Annotated in this window: 16 protein-coding genes; 12 read left to right on the top strand and 4 right to left on the bottom strand. The window is 36.4% G+C overall.

All coding sequences use genetic code 11. From position 1 onward, the window contains the following. The first annotated feature begins 30 nt into the window (after positions 1-30). Positions 31-279, top strand: a complete 249-nt coding sequence (gene secG, locus J0J35_RS02055; protein WP_004258115.1) for a preprotein translocase subunit SecG — start codon at positions 31-33, stop codon at positions 277-279. A 225-nt stretch (positions 280-504) separates the two neighbouring features. Here secG and J0J35_RS02060 read toward each other — a convergent pair whose 3' ends face one another. Next, positions 505-966 carry a DUF2798 domain-containing protein gene (locus tag J0J35_RS02060; RefSeq protein ID WP_061413246.1) on the bottom strand — a complete coding sequence of 154 codons (462 nt, stop codon included), beginning with the start codon at positions 964-966 and terminating at the stop codon, positions 505-507. Positions 967-1,285: 319 nt separating this feature from the next. On the opposite strand from J0J35_RS02060, the gene J0J35_RS02065 reads away from it, so the two are divergent. Both J0J35_RS02065 and J0J35_RS02070 read left to right on the top strand, forming a co-directional pair. After that, positions 1,286-1,897: an alpha/beta hydrolase gene (locus J0J35_RS02065; RefSeq protein ID WP_019293156.1), complete on the top strand. Its 612-nt coding sequence runs from the start codon at positions 1,286-1,288 to the stop codon at positions 1,895-1,897. A gap of 77 nt (positions 1,898-1,974) precedes the next feature. Further along, positions 1,975-3,144, top strand: coding sequence for a VOC family protein (locus tag J0J35_RS02070; protein ID WP_206917449.1), 1,170 nt, complete (start codon positions 1,975-1,977; stop codon positions 3,142-3,144). 48 nt (positions 3,145-3,192) lie between these two features. On the opposite strand, the gene J0J35_RS02075 is transcribed toward J0J35_RS02070, so the two are convergent. Beyond that, the gene (locus J0J35_RS02075) at positions 3,193-3,882 is read right to left on the bottom strand and encodes a response regulator transcription factor (protein WP_206917451.1); all 690 of its coding nucleotides are present in this window, start codon (positions 3,880-3,882) and stop codon (positions 3,193-3,195) included. Positions 3,883-3,891: 9 nt separating this feature from the next. Further along, on the bottom strand, positions 3,892-5,358 hold the full coding sequence (locus J0J35_RS02080) for a cell wall metabolism sensor histidine kinase WalK (protein WP_117517432.1): 1,467 nt from the start codon (positions 5,356-5,358) through the stop codon (positions 3,892-3,894). A gap of 113 nt (positions 5,359-5,471) precedes the next feature. On the opposite strand from J0J35_RS02080, the gene J0J35_RS02085 reads away from it, so the two are divergent. The 3 genes from J0J35_RS02085 (at position 5,472) to J0J35_RS02095 (ending at position 8,475) form a co-directional block, all read left to right on the top strand. Beyond that, positions 5,472-6,422, top strand: a complete 951-nt coding sequence (locus tag J0J35_RS02085; protein ID WP_206917454.1) for a DUF4822 domain-containing protein — start codon at positions 5,472-5,474, stop codon at positions 6,420-6,422. A 166-nt stretch (positions 6,423-6,588) separates the two neighbouring features. Then, complete coding sequence (yjeM, locus tag J0J35_RS02090) at positions 6,589-8,118, top strand: glutamate/gamma-aminobutyrate family transporter YjeM (protein ID WP_206917455.1); 1,530 nt, start codon at positions 6,589-6,591, stop codon at positions 8,116-8,118. Between the two features lie 156 nt (positions 8,119-8,274). Next, positions 8,275-8,475, top strand: coding sequence for a hypothetical protein (locus tag J0J35_RS02095; RefSeq protein ID WP_016170957.1), 201 nt, complete (start codon positions 8,275-8,277; stop codon positions 8,473-8,475). A gap of 49 nt (positions 8,476-8,524) precedes the next feature. Here J0J35_RS02095 and J0J35_RS02100 read toward each other — a convergent pair whose 3' ends face one another. Further along, complete coding sequence (locus tag J0J35_RS02100) at positions 8,525-8,767, bottom strand: NINE protein (protein ID WP_019291898.1); 243 nt, start codon at positions 8,765-8,767, stop codon at positions 8,525-8,527. A 243-nt stretch (positions 8,768-9,010) separates the two neighbouring features. Here J0J35_RS02100 and J0J35_RS02105 point away from each other — a divergent pair, with 243 nt between their 5' ends. The 6 genes from J0J35_RS02105 (at position 9,011) to J0J35_RS02130 (ending at position 18,274) form a co-directional block, all read left to right on the top strand. After that, entirely contained in the window at positions 9,011-9,640 is a 630-nt protein-coding gene (locus J0J35_RS02105; RefSeq protein WP_019293150.1) for an NUDIX hydrolase N-terminal domain-containing protein, read from the top strand. 257 nt (positions 9,641-9,897) lie between these two features. After that, positions 9,898-12,333 (top strand): ribonuclease R, encoded by a 2,436-nt coding sequence (gene rnr, locus J0J35_RS02110; protein ID WP_019291896.1) that lies wholly within the window; start codon positions 9,898-9,900, stop codon positions 12,331-12,333. 24 nt (positions 12,334-12,357) lie between these two features. Beyond that, the gene (locus J0J35_RS02115) at positions 12,358-12,942 is read left to right on the top strand and encodes an isochorismatase family protein (protein ID WP_206917458.1); all 585 of its coding nucleotides are present in this window, start codon (positions 12,358-12,360) and stop codon (positions 12,940-12,942) included. 349 nt (positions 12,943-13,291) lie between these two features. Continuing rightward, on the top strand, positions 13,292-15,403 hold the full coding sequence (locus tag J0J35_RS02120; RefSeq protein ID WP_206918133.1) for a DUF6056 family protein: 2,112 nt from the start codon (positions 13,292-13,294) through the stop codon (positions 15,401-15,403). A gap of 308 nt (positions 15,404-15,711) precedes the next feature. Next, complete coding sequence (locus tag J0J35_RS02125; protein WP_165719519.1) at positions 15,712-16,527, top strand: mannan-binding protein; 816 nt, start codon at positions 15,712-15,714, stop codon at positions 16,525-16,527. Between the two features lie 310 nt (positions 16,528-16,837). Continuing rightward, positions 16,838-18,274 carry a glycosyltransferase gene (locus J0J35_RS02130; RefSeq protein WP_242534104.1) on the top strand — a complete coding sequence of 479 codons (1,437 nt, stop codon included), beginning with the start codon at positions 16,838-16,840 and terminating at the stop codon, positions 18,272-18,274. Positions 18,275-18,355 lie beyond the last annotated feature (81 nt).

Genomic DNA, 18,355 nt, shown 5'->3' on the forward strand with positions numbered 1-18,355 from the left:
TGTAATTCTGATTAAGGAAGAAAAGTATATATGGATAAAGTAATTTACGACGTTTTACTCGTCATTATGTTGGTTATTTCTGCAATTTTAGTTATTTCAATTTTGATGCAACCTTCTAAACAAGATGGTGCTGCTGATGCTTTTTCAGGTGGTTCAGGCGAGCTATTTGAACGACGTAAAGCGCGTGGTTTTGAGGCTGTGATGCAACGTTTTACAGGTATTACTATTGGTATTTGGCTTGTACTTGGTTTCATCTTGGTCGTTCTCTCTACGAAATAAAAGAATGACAATATGCAAAATGAAGCGGTCGAAAAATAATGGACCGCTTTTTTTATTTAAAAAGAAAAATTTATAGACAAATGTTAACTACTAGTGTAAATTTTTTGATACAATTTAAATACATAATTTCATAATTTCAATTTACTCTTCAACTTGGAGAGTTTTTTCTTTTGACTAAAAAGTCCCTTTATCTTTTAAAGGGACTTTTTAGTATTCTTCAGGTATTTAACGATAAATTTTCGCAAATATAAATCGTGAACTTGGACCGACCAAAAGTAATTGAAGAGGAAGTGCAACGACGATGTTTAATGCCCATGTTTTACCATACAAGAGAAGCAGACTATCTGTTGTTGGTGTCCCTTCCATGATAATCCCAAAAATAGACATAAGGGTAACCATTCCTAGAATCATAAACAAGGAAATAAAAATACCAAGTTGCGCAGGAGAAGGCTGTAAGTTCTTTTTTTCGATATGAGAAAAGACAATTTTTTTCACCAGCGGACCAACAAGTGCAAGATCAAGTATGACAGCGACAAGTAGAGCGAGTGGAAAACCAGTAGCTACATTTCCCCAACTTTCCATACTTATACCGCTGGCTTTAAAAACATTATACATGGTCATTCCAAAAACCATCATTCCAGCAATTAATCCGGTAAAAACAAGTTCTTCTTTAAAATTTTTAGGCATCTTTTTTTCTCCATTCTTTTTAAGTGCACTATATCATAACATAAATGACCGTGTCTTCGTAAGTGAAAACTTGATAAAGAACAAAAAAAGTAAAAATTCAAGGACAATTAAAGTAAGTTGCAGGATTTTAGTCACTAAAAAATTTTTGAAAAAATAATCTTAAATACTTGACGTTTACAAAAGTAAACGATATAATACAAATATAGTTTACAAACGTAAACGAAAAGGGCAAAAAATGAAAATTAAAAAAAACATAAAACGATGTTGAGGCTGTATCAAAAATAGGCAAGTCTAATCTGTATCAGAAAGAGGAAATGAAATGACCAACTATATTTTTAAACCCGGCGATGAAAGTCTTGCACCTGTTCTGGTTTTGCATAGCACAGGTGGTGATGAAGAGCAGCTGATTCCATTGGCTGAAGACTTATTTCCCAATCACCCTCTCTTATCCATTCGTGGACGCGTCAGTGAGCAAGGGATAAACCGCTACTTTAAACTCAAAGGTCCTGGTTTTACGAAAGAAAATTTTGACTTGGAATCGCTGAGCCAAGAATCCCAATGGTTAGCTACAGAAGTGACACGTTTAGGACAAAAATATCAGCTGGATCTTACGCGACTTGCAGTGATTGGTTATTCTAATGGTGCGAATGTTGCACTATATATGCAACTGAAAGGCATAATGCAATTTGATAGAGTTTTAGCCTTTCATGCCATGCAACTTACCGATATAGAAGAACCCGTAATTGCAGATGAAAGTAAAATTTTTCTGACTCACGCGGACAATGATCCTATCGTAAGTCGAGCAAATCTGGAAGAGCTCTCTTCTGACTTGCAAAAGACAGAATGTGAGCTGGAAGTATTTAAAACCAGTTTTGGTCACCAATTAAGCAATGATGAACTTGTAGCAGCAAAGAAATGGTTAGCAGCATGAAGAAAAAGATAAGCTTACATGAACATGTCTTTCCAATCGAGAAAATCATAAAAAAACTAAAAAAAGAGGAAAATCCCATGAACACAGAAATTGAAACACAAAACATCCTTGGTGGAGTTCACCACGTTACAGCAATCACATCAAGCGCACAAAAGAATTATGACTTTTTTACAAATATCTTAGGCTTACGTTTGGCAAAATTAACCGTCAATCAAGATGATTATGAGACTTATCACCTTTACTTCACAGGGGAAGATGGGAAAAGTCCAAATATGACCTTCTTTGACTTCAAAGATATTCCCAAAGGAATGCATGGGGCAAACAATATTGAGCGTGCTTCGTTTCGTGTACCAAGTGACGCTTCTCTTACTTACTGGACAGAGCGTTTTGAAAAAGCGCAAGTTAAACATGGCGAAATTAATGTCAAATTTGGCAAGAAAACACTCGAATTTGAAGATTTTGATGGCCAAAAATACCAATTGATTTCCGATCAAGACAACACAGGTGATGCTGCACTGGATCGTTCATGGCTTCTCTCAAATGTAGCGCCTGAACATGGAATCATTGGCATGGGTCCAGTCTTTGTGAAAGTTACGGACACTTACAATTTACGGATTATTTTGGAAACAGTCTTTGGCTTCCGTTATGCTGGTCAAGAAAATAATTTGCATCTTTTTGAAGTAGCCAATGGAGGCAATGGTGCAGCTTTGATCATTGAAGAAGCGCAAGAAAATGAGCGTTATGCTTATCAAGGCTACGGTACAATTCATCATTTAGCATTAGGAACGACAAATCCTGAAACTTTAAATTACTGGATTGAACGTATTCAAGCCTTTCGTTTACCACATTCTGGCTTGGTGGATCGTTTCTACTTCTCTAGCGAATACGTGCGTGTAGCTCCGGGTGTTCTGTTTGAAATTGCTACATTTACACCAGGTATTGGCGCTCTTGATATGGCTGAGTCAGGTGATGGTGCTGTCGACAGTTATGAAGAGGCATTAATTACTTCAGGTTTCTGGATTGACGAATCAAAAGAAGAAGCAGGGAAAGACTTAAGTTTACCTCCTCATCTCTTCCCAGAAGATGAAGCTGTCAAAGCACGTACAGCAGCAAGTTTACGTCCTCTAGATACTTCGGATACGATGCGTGATCGTAGCCATGATGAATTATGGACTGTTGAAAAAGTTGTTGAACGTCGAGAAGGTGAAAGCCTTGAAGCTTTTGAACATCGTTATCTTGGAAAATAAATAATATAATAAAAAACGTTTCTGTCCTTATGATAGAAACGTTTTTTATTATAAATTAAAGCGATAGCCCACGCCCCAAATAGTTTCGATAGGCTGTGTTGGCGACTGAACGCTTTTGAATTTTTCTCTTAGTCTTTTAATATGAACAACAACAGTAGCAACATCTGTATCATAAATATCCATCTCCCAGATTTGTTCGAATAAGCTTTCCTTGCTCCATACTCGATTTGGGTGTTCGGCTAAAAAGAGCAACAGTTGGAATTCCTTGTTCGTGAGGATGATTTCTTTGTCTAATACGTAAACCTTATGTGAATCCTTGTGGATGATAAGGTCATCTATCTTAAGAATATCGGAGTTTTCTTTAGGTTTTAAAATTTTATAGTTCTGGATATGAGCTTTGACTCGTGCCACCAGTTCATTGGGACTGAATGGTTTAATCATATAATCGTTAGCACCCAAGCCAAGTCCGCGAATTTTATCAATATCTTCTTTTTTTGCGGAAACAATCATGATAGGCGTTTGTTTTTTATTTCGAATTGCTTTACAAATCTCAAATCCATCAACCCCAGGAAGCATAATATCCACGATAATTAAGTCAAAATTTAGATTTAGAGCAGTGTTTAAACCAGCTGTTCCGTCTGTTTCAATCACAGCATCTATTCCGTTAATTTCCAAATAGTCCTTTTGTAAGTTGGCGATACTCACATCGTCTTCGATGATTAAAATTTTATCTTTCATTGTTACTCCTTATGCTTTAGGCAGAATTATTATAATACGTGTGCCTTTATTTAAAGTACTTTCGGCATGAACAGACCCTTGATGTTGTTCTACGATTTGTTTGACAATACTCAGCCCTAAACCACTGCCTTTTATCTGAGAAGTGCGCGACTTATCAGATCGATATAAACGATCGAAAATATAAGGTAAGTCCTCAGGTGAAATTCCTCTGCCGTTGTCTTCAAATATAAACTGGATACCTTTTGAGGTTTTAAATAAAGTGAGTATAATCTCTAACTGCTGCTCTGCTTGGGCAAATTTAAAACTGTTTTGGATGAGGTTTTGCATAACTCGGTCAAAGTAAGCTGTATCCAACAGCACAGGAAGTTCATCTTGTGGGAGCTGCAGGATAACATTGACATTTTCGTGTCTTGCAATTTCGGATTCAAACTTCTGAATATAGAAGGTAAAGTCGATTTTGCTAAAACTTAAGTTGACACTATCCATATCTAGCTTCGAGTAAAGGAAGAGTTCATCGATAAGTTCATTGAGTACCAAGCTCTTTTCATGGATGGTTGCCAAATAAAGTGCTCGTTTTTCTGGCGTCTGAGCAATGTTTTCCTGCAAACCTTCGACATAACCAAGGATTGAAGTTATCGGTGTTTTAAGATCATGCGAGATGTTGGCAATCAGTTCTTTGCGATTTTCTTCATACTTTTTCTGAACCAGACGTGCAGATTGAAGATCCGTCCACATCTGGTACAAACTTTCTTTTAGCTGTTCAACCTCTTTTGCACCCTTTGAATCATCAGTAAATGGATTTTCCGTAAGTATATTATTCTGTTCGACCAGATAGCGGGCATTTTTTTCTAGAGTAACTAAGGGTTTGATGACGGTTTTTGAAAGCCGCTTACTGATAAACCAGAAAATAAGAGCAGATAAAATGAGAATGAACAGAATCATCCAGATGCCCCAACGAATGAAAAACTCAAATAAGTTAGTTTGTCTTTTTAAAATTAGAAAATCACCAAAAGTCCCGTCTTCATATCTAAAGCTGTACTTGATGTAATTATAAAAACGTCCATTGTTATCCATCGTGCCTGTCGGATTAAGATTGCTTTCGTCGAACTCAGGCATATGAACCCGAAGTGAAGAAGCTTTCAGCTCTTCGGAATGATAGAGGACATTATTGCCTTTGCGAATGACGATATTAATATTTTGCTTTTCGATGCTCTGAATAATATCTTTGGCTTCGTCCTTTAAAGGAGGCTCAAGAAGATTTGGCGAACTTTTTACCAATGTTTGCAAAGTCAGAAAACTTTGCTTTTCTTGCTCTGAGAGAGGCTGGTTTGTCGTTAACATACTGTAAATATTTTTTATAGAAGGAATCTTACCCAAAGTACTGTAAGATACAACAGAAAAAATTAGGAACACAGAAACTAATGTCACTGCGATAGCACTGATGTAAGTTGTGATAAATCTATGTTTTATTGTCATATAGCTCTTTCTCAACCAAATGCTAAAAGTTTATAATTTGTTCATAATTTAGCCATTTGGAGTTTATATTTGCTTGCTATAATAAATTATACAATAAAAAAGGAGATTATCTTATGAAAGTTCAAAAAATAGTATTGTTCTCATCTGTCTTAGCACTTGGTGTCTTTGCAGATACTTATGTGTCAGATCACTCGACCCAAGCCAATCAGGTGTCTCAACATTCATCTTCACATAAAAACGATTCTTCATTAGGAAATCAATATGAAAAAACATTGTCACAGACAAACTGGCAAGGCACAAAAGTTTATGATGCGCAGGGCAATGATTTAACAAAAGAAAATAGTAACTTTATCGGCCTTGCCAAGTATGACAGCAAAACAGGTTACTATGAATTTTTTGATAAGACAACCGGAAAAACAAGAGGTGATGAAGGAACATTTTTCGTAACAAATGATGGTACAAAACGTGTTCTCATCTCTGCGACACAAAACTATCAAGCTGTCGTTGATATCACAGAGTTGAATCACCACAAATTTACTTACAAACGAATGGGTGTCGATAAAATTGGTCAATCTGTCGAAGTATATGTCGAACATGTACCCTATAAGGCGAAAAATCTTAAATTTACACATGGTCGTGAAAAATTGCATACTCAAACAGGCAAAATTGTGAAGTCAAAGCCCGGCAGTCAAATTCTTGGTAGTACCTTATGGCATGGTACAGTAGTACGTGATGAGCAAGGTAATGACGTGACAAAAGAAAACCAGATGTTTATTAGCCTTGCGAAATTTGATGCACAAACTAGCAAATATGAATTTTTCGATGTCAATACAGGCAATACCCGTGGTGATTTTGGTTACTTTGATGTGATTTTCAAAAATAAAATTAGAAGTCATGTTTCTATTGGTCAAAATAAATACGGTGCAGTATTAGAAATCACTGAGCTAAATTCTCAAAAATTTACTTACAAACGTATGGGGAAAGATGCAGCTGGTAAGGATATTGTGGTCTATGTTGAACATGAGCCATATAGAGGGGTTTTTAATCCAGCATTTACCTTCTAGTAAAAAAATAGAGTATTTTACTCTATTTTTTTATGCCGATTCAAGGAGGGACAATAGAAAAGCATTTTATTTACATTCATACTTACTGCAGTTTATTAATAAATTCTTGCATAAATATACATATAGCTGTATAATAAATCCAAAGAAATACATAAAGAGGAAGAAAATGTCGCAACTTAAAAAAAATAAATTAACAGCAATTTCTTTAGCCCTGATGATTTTTACATCGGTGTATGGCTTTGGGAATGTTCCGCTCGCCTTTTTTCAAATGGGCTACGGATCAATCATTTGGTATATTATTAGTGCCTTAGTCTTTTTCATCCCATTTTCTTTAATGGTCACTGAATTTGGTTCTGCTTTTAATGCTGAGAAAGGTGGTATTTATACATGGATGGAAAAATCAGTGGGGCCATCCTTTGCCATGGTTGGTACTTTGATGTGGTACATGTCATGGGTTATCTGGTTTGTCTCTGTAGGTAACAGGATACTTGTACCTATATCGAACATGATTTTTGGTACAACAATCTTACCAAGCACAGTTATTGTGTCACTTTTGGCCATTCTTATCATGTTTCTCGTGACGTTCATTTCGCTTAGAGGGCTTGAAACCATAAAAAAAGTGGCCTCAGTTGGAGGTATTGCTGTTGTTTCACTTAATTTTATTCTCATCATCGGTGCCTTTATTATTTTAGCTAAAAGTGGTTTTCAGCCTGCAACGCCCTTAACGATAAAATCCTTGATTTCAACACCAAATCCAACATTGCAACCTACAAGTTTTGTTACTTTTATTGCTTTCTTAGTATATGCTATTTTTGCCTACGCCGGAGTAGAATCCGTGGGAGGACTGGTTGATGAAACAGTGGAACCGAAAAAGAACTTTCCTAAAGGTATCTTACTTTCGGCAGCCATTATTGGCATTGGTTATTCTTTCATGATTCTTTGTACAGGTTTTTTCATTAATTTTGATAAAGACTGGCTTCCGGGGATTATGGATGGTTCAGTCAACCAAGGTAATATTACTTATTTTATGATGCAGCAGCTGGGTGAAAAACTGGCAGAATCCTTCAATCTATCATCTGGTGCTGTACATACTTGGGGAACAGTTTTTGCTCGTTATGTAGGTCTCTCGATGTTTCTCACTCTTATAGGTGCACTCTTTACTTTGATTTATTCTCCCCTTAAACAACTAATGGAGGGGACACCGGAAAAAGTGTGGCCAGGAAAACTTGGAAAAATAGAAAATGGTGTGCCTAAAAATGCTATGAAAGCTCAATTCATCATTGTGACTCTAATGATTTTATTGAATATGGGAATTTCACTCATCAATAAGGGAGCAGCAGATAAATTCTTCCTAGTCATTACTAACATGAGTAATATTGCTTCTAGTCTTCCCTATGTCTTTATCGTCTTTGCTTATATCAAATTCAAGAAAAATCAGGCGATCGAGAAACCTTTCACGATTATGAAAAATCAAGCCTTTGCTATTGGCATCTCTTGGATTGCAGCGCTGATGATTATTCTGGCGGACTTCTTTACAATTATTGAACCCGTCATAAATTATCTCCAAGCGCCAGCTGAAATTCCTTTGGGAAGTGTTTATTCGGATATTATCTCAATGATAGCCGGACCAGTTGTCTTCAGTGTATTAGGCTGGTGGCTGATCCGAAACTATAAGAAGCAAAGCGTTAAGATATAAAATATAAGGAAAAGACGGAAATCTTTGAAGAGATTATTACAATTTTAGGAAATTCCTAACATTTCTTTGGAAATATTTTTCCTCACAATTTATTTTGAATTGATTCATGATATTATATGCTATAATAATATCCTACTAAAACATGTGAGGAACACAATGGACGATCGAATCAGAATAAGCAGTACATGGCTTGTCATAATAGCAGTTGGTCTTGTTTTATTTAGCTATGGCGCACACTCTCACAAATTATTTTTAGAAGGGCTGGGAGCGATAGCTTCCGTTGGTGCTCTCTTTTGTGGCTTATCGGGTGTAGTTATTCGGTTGATAAGACGAAAGCGTGGACAACGTTTTAAGTAATCCCACAAAAAAACATCCCTATCTTTTGAAGATGAGGATGTTTTTTCATTTATCGTGAATATTTACCATCGATAAAGGTAATATCGTCTGTGTCACTATATGTACTGTAAGCTTTCACGAGGGAGATTATCCAGTCGGTGAGTGACCAAATACCAAAAGTCATCCAGTTACATAGAAGTTTAAAGATACCCATGCCGATTTGACCACGCATAAAGCGGTCAACGCCAAAGTGTCCAACTAAAAAGTTTCCAATCCAAACAAAAATATGTTTGTTAATCTTCTTTTCATTCATAAAAGTTTCTCCTTACCCTTTTAGCGTGATTCGCGCACGTATTTCATTCTTCAAGAGACTAGCTTGCAATATGATTTGTTCCCATTTTTTATCTCTTACTCTTTTCATTATATAGACAAGCTCCCCAAGATTCAAACATTTAATAAAAATTTTTCAATAAAATATACTCTTTCATTTAGTTAATAATAAATACTTTTTGTATCATCCCGTACGTGTGATAAAATGAGAGAAGGAGGATAAAAAATGGATACAACTCAAGCTCTAGCAAAACTTAAAGCTCTTGTAAACACTTCTTTGTATTATAATAAAGATGTGTATGACCGAGAAAGATTAGAAGAAATGAAAGAAATTCTCTTTGAAATTTCTCAAAAGTTGACCTCTTACTCAAAAAATGAACTGGAATCCTTCTTTAATGAGGATTTAGGTTATGTCACACCCAAAGTGGATGTAAGAGCTGTTGTCTTTGAAGATAACCGTCTCTTACTTGTGAAAGAAAAAACTGAAGGACAATGGTCTTTACCTGGTGGTTGGGCAGATGTCGGTTATTCTCCCGCAGAAATAGCTCAAAAAGAAGTAAGAGAAGAAAGTGGGCTTGAAGTGATACCGTTACAGTTGTTTAAGCTGGTTGATAAGGCCAAACATCCTTATCCTAAAAGCTTGAATTATGTTTATAAGCTCTTCTTTTATTGTGAGCCCAAAACTTTTGAGTTGCATCCGGGATTAGAAACTTCGGAGGCACGCTTTTTCTCGCGGGAAGAAGTTGAAAACTTGCAGAATATTTCTGTGGATCGAAACACACGTGAGGATCTTCTGGAAGCTTTTGAATATCATAATCATCCAACAGCAGGAGCAAGATTTGATCGCGTGCAGTAAAAGGTGGTTCACGAAAATATCAAATATGTTATAATATCATTATTCCATGCGGACGATGAAAAAGATTGGGCTGTTTAGGATGATTGCCCCTATTGAATAAACGATTACGGAGAAATCAGTGGAGATTTTACGTTTATCGAACCAAAAAGTAGCGGGCTGCTGACAGTCCGCATTTTAATTTTTAAAATAATAATGTATGTTATTGGGATTGAAAAGAATCACCAAAGTGCATAGAGAAAAAGAAATATTGGAGAAACATGAAAATAAAAGAAGTTATATTGGATGAACTTAAAAAACATCCAAAGAGAGCCTATGCTGTAGAAGAACTGGCAATGGAACTTGACCTAACAAAGGCTTCAGATTTTAAACTATTTGTTAAAACTTTAGCTGCTCTTGAAGGGGAAGGATTACTGGAATTTACAAAAAATGGAAAAGTCACACTAGCCGAAGTAAAAGCAGAACTTGTCGGAATCTTCCGTGCTAATGCGAACGGTTTTGGTTTTGTAACAGTGGATTCTGATGAGCCTGACGTTTTTATTCCTAAGGGAAGAACGGCTTTTGCTCTTGAAGGAGATGAAGTAAAAGTCGAACTGAAAAGTAATGCTAATCCTTTAAAAGGCACAAGTGCTGAAGGGGTAGTTACAGAGGTTTTAAAGCGCGCGGTTACTCAGCTTGTCGGAACTTTTGTCAAATTTGACGAAAAAGAACGTCAAGAGTTCAATCGTATCGGTTACGTAAAATCACGCAATAAAAAGTTGCCTTATCATGTCTTTTTGACAGATAAGGGCTTGGTACCAGAAGATAAAGCAGTAGTTCGTGTTGACATTACCGCTTATCCAGATAAGAAAAATCCCAAAAGTATGCAAGGTTTGGCTGTCGAAATTGTCGGACAAGCAGGTGATAAAGGAATCGATGTTCTTGAAGTTTTAGCTTCACTTGGTATTCGTTCTGAATTTCCAGAAGACGTTTTGGCGCAAGCGAACGCTGTACCAGAAGAAGTTGATGAAAAAGATATCATGGGGCGCGTGGACTATCGTAATGAGATTACTTTCACTATCGATGGCGCTGATGCAAAAGACTTAGACGATGCTGTGCATATCAAACGCTTGGGTAATGGTAACTATGAGTTGGGCGTTCACATTGCAGATGTGTCACACTATGTCACTGAAAATTCGCCCTTGGACCGTGAAGCTTTTGAGCGTGGAACATCAGTATATGTGGCTGATCGTGTCGTGCCAATGTTGCCTGAACGACTCTCAAACGGTATCTGTTCACTCAACCCACGCGTTAATCGCTTGACACAGTCTTGTGTGATGGAGATTACGCCAGAAGGAAAAGTCCTTCAATCACAAATAGGTCCTTCCATTATCAAGACGACAGAACGTATGACCTACGATGATGTTAACCTTATGCTTGCTGGTGACGAGGAAACATTAGAAAAATATGCTGCAATTAAAGAATCCGTAGAAATTATGTCTGAACTTCACGAAGCTTTGGCAGCGATGCGCCGCCGCCGTGGAGCGATTGATTTCGAAACGATGGAAGCACGGATCATCGTTGATGAAAATGGCTTGCCTATCGAAATTCGTAAGCGCAGTCGTGGAACAGCAGAACGAATGATTGAGTCCTTCATGTTGATTGCTAACGAAACAGTTGCAAGCAGTTTTGAAGCACGTCATTTACCAGGGATTTATCGTATTCACGAACATCCAAAAGAAGAAAAAATGACCCGTTTTATCGACTTTGCTGCAACTTTTGGTTTGCAAGTCAAAGGCACTTCGACAGAAGTTAGTCAAAAAGCCTTGCAAGAATTTTTGAAAAAAGTGAAAGGCCAACCAGGAGAAATGGTTCTCTCAACGATGCTTCTGCGTTCGATGCAACAAGCACGCTATTCGGAAGACAACTATGGTCACTTTGGCTTGGCAGCAGAAAACTATACGCACTTTACCAGTCCGATTCGTCGTTATCCTGACTTGATCGTGCACCGCTTAATTCGTGAGATGGCTCAACCAAGTCCAAAGACCATCGAATATTGGGCCGAAAAAATACCGGAAATTGCTCAACAATCAAGTAACCGTGAACGCCGTGCTGTCGATGCTGAACGTGAAGTTGAAAAGATGAAAAAAGCCGAATTTATGGAAAAACATGTCGGCGAACAGTTCGAAGGTGTTATTGCTAGCGTTACTCGCTTTGGGATGTTTATTGAGCTTGAAAATACTATTGAAGGTTTGGTTCATATTTCTACTATTAAAGGTGAATATATGAACTTCCATGAACGTATGATGGCGCTTGTGGGAGAAAAAACAGGACTTGTCTTCCGAATTGGTCAACCCATCAAAATCCAAGTTACTAAAGCGGATAAAGTTACCGGTGATATCGACTTTGAATATATCAAGAGTGATCTCGATGTTGTCGAAAGTAATTTAAAATCTAAAAAAGAAAAAGGCCCACGCCGTAGACCAAAAGCAAATCGTTCCGAAAATAAAGAGGAACGTAAAGCCTCAAAACACGGAAAAAATTTCTCTGAAAATAACAAAAACAAAAAATACAGAGGAAAATCCAAGGATGAGGATCGAGAACGTAAAAACGATTTCGATAAAAAACCAAATAAAAAGAAAAAGAAGAAGCCTTTCTATGCGGATGCAGCAAAAGGAAAATTCGGAAATAATACGAAGAAAAAATCGAAAAAATAAAAATACTTTAGAGGAGAAAAGCCTATGTCAGAACAATTGAATCTTGAGAAAACGGCCTTAGTCCTGATTGATTTACAAGAAGGTATTGTAAATCGTTCACAGCTTGAACCCTATAGTAAGGAAGAAATTCTTGCCAAAAATGATAGATTGCTGGACAAGTTCAAGAATACAACAGGACTTATCGTTTTTGTACATGTGAAAAATTATGGGCCAGAAATGCTCACTCCGCTTACAGATACAAATATAAGCGCTTCTGGTCCACTGCCCAATAATTATAGCCAATTTGTTTCTCCTTTAGCTTATTATGAAGAGGTTAAAAATAAAATCCATGTCAAAAAGCACAATTGGGGCGCTTTTTATGGGACAGATCTCGATGTGCAGTTACGTAGACGAGGCATTGAAAACATTATCTTGACAGGTGTTGCTACAACGATAGGTTGTGATACAACGGCGCGTGAAGCTTATCAACATGGATATAATGTGATTGCTGTTGAAGATGCAATGACAGACTTTAATGGAGCACTACATAGAGGCATCGTTAACGGTATCTTTACACGCTTAGGACGCGTCCGCTCGACAGAGCAAGTCTTGAAGATGATACAGGATTAGACCATAGAGAGCAGTAGTTTTTGGTGATTTGAAAAGTTCAAGATGTAGAAGAGCACAGGCTTTTCTGCATCTTGAGCTTTTTATATTTTTAGACAATTGATAAGAAGTTGGAGAAGATTAAAGAAATCACCGTAACAGTATGTTAATTTTTTCATAAAGTAAAATTGACACATTTTTTTGCTATAATGTTAACGGTGATTTTTTCACATTTATTTGAAAGTGTAAGTAATGATTTAAAGTGGGAAAATGTCCGATAATAAGATAAAAAGACGGTAAGCCAAACCTTAACCGGCTTAAAATACGGAAGAAATAGAAGATGGCTTATATAAGCTATTTAAGGATATTGAACTTGGAAAATAGGACAAGATTTAATTTAACAAGTGGTTGGAGTATATTATGCACAATAGCAACCATAGTTGTTTTAGGACTGACCTTTATTTTTATTTTGAACCTCAACCGCTTTACAGGATACACGGGCGATGATTTTTTGTATCACTTTATCTATACAGGTGCTTGGCCAAGTGAACATCTGAGTGAATATCATAATATTGGTGATTATATTTCAGCAGTCTATACGCACATGACACTATGGAATGCCCGCATGACTTCGATAATTTTCGAAATCTTAGCGATGCAGCTTCCTAAAGGAATTTTCAATATCCTTAATGCCAGTATTTATGTATTGGTTGGACTGTTATTGAATGTAATAATCAGTGGTAAAAAGGTACTTTTAAAACCTTTGCATCTGACGTTAACTTTTCTGTTGATGTGGTTTTTCATTCCGGGGATGGGCAGCACAGTGCTGTGGGTCAGTGGAGCTGCAAATTACCTGTGGGCCACAGTAATCATACTCCTCTTTTTATTACCCTACCGTTTTAATGTAAGTACAAAACGTGGTTGGGAAGAATACTATCTCCCGGTTTTGGGACTTTTAGCAGGCTTAACAAATGAAGTCGGTGGCGCGACAACTGTATTGCTTGCTCTCATTTTTACGGTTTATAATTTTAAAAAATCGACAAACGGAAACACGGTGGCGCAGATTTTAGGAACCTTAGCTGCCGCCTTTGGTTTTGGGACGCAAGTCATCTTATCATCAGGATCTGCTGAAACTCAGAACTACGGTGCTTCTTCCGGTTTAGGCCAACGTTTCCTCGATATCCTATCGGGAACTGCGCATTATTCTGGTTTTCTGATACTGCCTATCCTTGTGTTTGGGGGAATTCTTTATTTTAACCGGAAGCAACTCCAAGAAAAAGCATGTTATCTCTGGCATGGAGGACTTATCTTTCTGGTATCAGGTCTTGCAGGTTGTGCTGCAATCCTGGCATCGCCCATCACACCTGCCCGTCTTTGGTTTGCAAGTAATATTCTGTTTATCATAGCTTTATTAATGATGATTGAAGCATGGCAGGAGTTACGTACACAAAGCTCTTGGACCAATGTGCCTTTGTGCATTGCCATTCTTTGCTTAAGCTTTGTGAGTTTGCCCAGCTATGACTATAATTTAAAAGACATCAAAAATTCATATGAATATTTTTATACAGCCCAATCTATAGCCCAAAAAGCAAAAGAAGAGGGTAAAACTTCGGTCCGCGTACCTGGGATTCCGATGACTTCTAACGACTTTAATGCTTATTTTGGGACGCCTTATTTGGTTTCAAGTGAGCACCCAGAAAAAGAATGGGCGAACACATGGTTTGCCAAATATTATGGGCTAGAGAAAGTCTATTTGGATGATACAGTGCCAATGGCAAAAGTAAACTTAGAGAATGCTCAACCTATTGATAATATTCTGAATGCTTACAATAAATATTTTGGTTATTTCCAACGCAAGATTCTTCCTTTCAATACTGATAGGGTCTTAAAACGTGAGCAAACTGCTAAAACTTCGGCAGCAAAAACAACCATTACTAAGAATCCTAAACCAAATAACAAAAACTTACCGGCAGATAAACCTTGGCTTCGTAACGCGCTTATTCGCTATATCGATGTAAACAAGGATGAAATCGTTGCAACAGAGCAAATCACTTCACCTTATAATGAAGCTTATGATATTTCTCATGCAGCAACTGCAGGCTATGAAACACTATCAAATAATCCTAAATCTTATATTTTTAATAAACGTTTCGATCAGACCATTGACATTCATGTCAAGCCTACACTTCATACCATTACTCTTTTCTTTAATGATAAAAATCAAAAAAATATTTCCATCACAAATGTTGAAGGCCAAACAGGAGAAACGCTCACCGTACAATTGCCACGAGGTTACAGCAGCAATGGATCAAAAACAACACGTGTTACCATTGATGCAGAGACACCTTGGAATAAAACAGTAGAAGTAACCAAAATTCCATTTTGGAAAAATCTAGGAAGCTTCTCAACTTTTTATAGCGTAGTTGCTGGGTTATTAATTTTTGTGGTTTATGATATTTTTCTTAAACAACGGCAGGGAAGATAAGTATTATCTTTTATCAAATGTGTGTACCATGTCATGTGGAAAGAGTCCTTTAGGGCTCTTTTTTTGTGCTGCGAAATATTTTATCAAAGAGCTAGCTAAAAAGGTTGAAGAAATAAATTGATTCGCTTTTTCTTAAGAAAGTTAGTGATAAAAACAATAGATACGCACCAAAGCTGAATTATAAAAATGCATATGGTTACAATTAAATTAATGTAATGTTTGTGTATTGTTTCTTTTTGTGACTTTTATTTCGTATAATTATATTTAGTTAATAAAAAAATTATTTTAAATTTAGAAAGAGGTAAAAAATGGAAACGACAACAACTCATTCACATGTTGAACAGCAAAAGAAAGTTACTGGGATTTTTGCAAATAAAGGAGATATCATTGATAGCTTTACCTTAATTTATGGTGAAGAGAAAGTTAGGCATGGTGGCTCTGGTGGTACATCATCAAGAACCTTTAATTTTGCACCAGAAGAAGTCATTGTGTCTGTAGAGGTTACAGAAGGAGATTATGGCAAGGAAGGCCCTGCAAAAGGACACTATAAAGAATGTGTATCTCGTTTACGTTTTAAGACTAATCTTAATAATGTCATCGAATATACGAGTAGAAATTTCGAAGAAAATCAATTTAAAAAATTAAATATTAAAGAATTGAAAGCGCCTGAAGGGGAATATATTGTGAGTTTTACATCTGAATTAACTCCCAAATCTTGGGGCAGTTTCTTAAGTTTTAACCTTTCAATCAAAGAAACACAAAAAATTCCATCCACAACCAAGTATGCTATTGATATTCCAGCAGGTCCCATTTGGAATCAAAAAGACGCTGAATTGAAAGGGCCAATCATCGCAGCTGCACATCTAGGGCGATGGACAGGTCACTGGAAAACCGTTATACCAGGAAAAATGAGTGTTGTTAATATTGAGTTTGATATAAACAAAACTGGAAAAAATACTATCGTGGTAGATGTCGTTGCCGGTCCTATATGGAATGAAGAAGATGCAAAAGTGAAGGCTCCAATTGTCTGTGCATCCTACGGAGGAGAATGGACGGGTGCATGGCATACTCCAAAAGAAACTTGGGGCAAGATGAGTGTTTGTCAGTGTAAATTCACTTTTTGACATTTTTAAAAAGTATCAGCATAAAAGAATAGCGAGATTCCTTTAAAAATCTCAGGAATAAAACCGAATAGTTTGACTAGAAATTATTGAAGTTGAGTCAAGGTATTTGGCTTTTTTATTTATTTATTTTGAAAATAAGGAAGTATTTGATATCCGAATGTAAAAAAATATTTTCCTAGGATAGTATAATTACAAAAACAGAAGGAGATAAATTTGATTAATAATGAAGTGAAAACCACAAGAAACCACAAGAAACCACAAGAAACCACAAGAAGACATTGATGTCAGTGTCATTATACCTACCTGGTCAATTTTCAAGAAAAAATTCGGAGATAAGCTAGCTATTGAAATAGGCTTGGAAACGCTCCTTGCACAACAAGATGATAGATTTAAATTTGAAATTATCTTTGTTGATGATCTTTCTCCTGATGGTACAGCAGACTGGCTAAAAGCTTGGATAGAAGATCATCCAGAGGTTGAGGCAAAACTCATCATAATGGAACAAAATAGTGGTACACCTTCAGCTCCCCGTAACAATGGAATGGCAGTAGCTAGAGGAAAATATATTGCTTTTATGGATAATGACGACCAATTCGGAGCAAAAGGCTCGTTTTATGAGTTGTTTGAACATGCGGAAAAGTGGAACAGTGACCATATTATTGGACGGGTTGATAGAAGAAGCTTAGAGTTAGGAGATATTCAATATCAATCATTCAAGAAAGTAAAAGGAAGTTTCGCACGTGTAAATATTGAAGAAGTGGACTTTGCAGTACGAGTAAATATCTGGTCTAATTTATATAGACGTGAATTTATAGAAGAAAATAATATTAAATTTCCTGAACCTAATGGATACTATGAAGATGTTAATTTTACAGCTCAAGTATTAGCAAAAACCCAAAAAATTTCTTTTCTAAATAAACAAGCATACTATTATTGGGTGATTGATGGAGAGCATCTACAGTCAGCTAGTAGCCTAGGAATTCAAAAAATGAAGTTTAAACAACTCTTGGATAGTATGAAACATTTTGAAAAATCCGAGTATAAATATTCTCATGGAGCAGCTTATTTATCAAGGCTCATGTCAAGTGCGGCATTTAGAACTATATATAGTGATGTGGATGATAGACAAATATTCCTCATGCATTCAAAGATGCATGAACAGTGGCGCGATTTCTTTAAAAACTCTGAGTATAAATCATATTTGCAAAAAAATGACCAGATTATTTTCGAAATTTCAATGGTAGAAGATTATCAGCTTTCACGAGATTTATACCATGCTTATAAGCAAACGCTTGAGGCAAGTTTATTTATTAAACTCAGTCCAAAGCTTATCACAACAGATAGGCACAGTAACTTGCTGAAGCAAGCTGCATTAATAGAATACCAATCAGGCAAACTTATGTTGGATAGACTTTCTCTTTCTTTTAATCATGAAGCACAGTGTTTGGACATCACTAATCCAACAGTTCATCTAAATTCGCTCCTTCTCATTATTGCTTCTAAAGATCAAAAAAATTATATAGCTGTGCCATTCTCTTCAAAAGTAAATATTGATTTGGAGCCTATCCGAGATTTTTTAACTAAAAACAGATTAAGTGATATTTTCGTCGGGATAGAATCGGACAATGGTATTATAGGAAAGATGATTGAAGCAGATATTCCGAGTGAAAGATACACATTTTCAAATGGTAAAACAGCAGAGATTTATACGAATTTTAAAAAAGGACCGTCAATACGTATACGTTAAGAAACTTAGTATATTGGGTTTAAAGGATCAATATATTAAAAGAGCAAGCATCGTTTGCTCTTTTTAGTTTTTCGAGAAATA

Source organism: Lactococcus sp. LG606 (genome assembly GCF_017309645.1).
Taxonomy (GTDB): Bacteria; Bacillota; Bacilli; order Lactobacillales; family Streptococcaceae; genus Lactococcus; species Lactococcus petauri.

What these genes read in the sequence shown, in the direction of transcription:
- J0J35_RS02060 (WP_061413246.1), bottom strand. Translation starts at nt 966, where the DNA reads ATGCCTAAAAATTTTAAAGAAGAACTTGTTTTTACCGGATTAATTGCT.
- J0J35_RS02105 (WP_019293150.1), top strand. Translation starts at nt 9,011, where the DNA reads ATGGATACAACTCAAGCTCTAGCAAAACTTAAAGCTCTTGTAAACACT.
- J0J35_RS02085 (WP_206917454.1), top strand. Translation starts at nt 5,472, where the DNA reads ATGAAAGTTCAAAAAATAGTATTGTTCTCATCTGTCTTAGCACTTGGT.
- J0J35_RS02125 (WP_165719519.1), top strand. Translation starts at nt 15,712, where the DNA reads ATGGAAACGACAACAACTCATTCACATGTTGAACAGCAAAAGAAAGTT.
- rnr (WP_019291896.1), top strand. Translation starts at nt 9,898, where the DNA reads ATGAAAATAAAAGAAGTTATATTGGATGAACTTAAAAAACATCCAAAG.
- J0J35_RS02065 (WP_019293156.1), top strand. Translation starts at nt 1,286, where the DNA reads ATGACCAACTATATTTTTAAACCCGGCGATGAAAGTCTTGCACCTGTT.
- secG (WP_004258115.1), top strand. Translation starts at nt 31, where the DNA reads ATGGATAAAGTAATTTACGACGTTTTACTCGTCATTATGTTGGTTATT.
- J0J35_RS02075 (WP_206917451.1), bottom strand. Translation starts at nt 3,882, where the DNA reads ATGAAAGATAAAATTTTAATCATCGAAGACGATGTGAGTATCGCCAAC.
- J0J35_RS02115 (WP_206917458.1), top strand. Translation starts at nt 12,358, where the DNA reads ATGTCAGAACAATTGAATCTTGAGAAAACGGCCTTAGTCCTGATTGAT.
- J0J35_RS02070 (WP_206917449.1), top strand. Translation starts at nt 1,975, where the DNA reads ATGAACACAGAAATTGAAACACAAAACATCCTTGGTGGAGTTCACCAC.
- yjeM (WP_206917455.1), top strand. Translation starts at nt 6,589, where the DNA reads ATGTCGCAACTTAAAAAAAATAAATTAACAGCAATTTCTTTAGCCCTG.
- J0J35_RS02095 (WP_016170957.1), top strand. Translation starts at nt 8,275, where the DNA reads ATGGACGATCGAATCAGAATAAGCAGTACATGGCTTGTCATAATAGCA.
- J0J35_RS02080 (WP_117517432.1), bottom strand. Translation starts at nt 5,358, where the DNA reads ATGACAATAAAACATAGATTTATCACAACTTACATCAGTGCTATCGCA.
- J0J35_RS02100 (WP_019291898.1), bottom strand. Translation starts at nt 8,767, where the DNA reads ATGAATGAAAAGAAGATTAACAAACATATTTTTGTTTGGATTGGAAAC.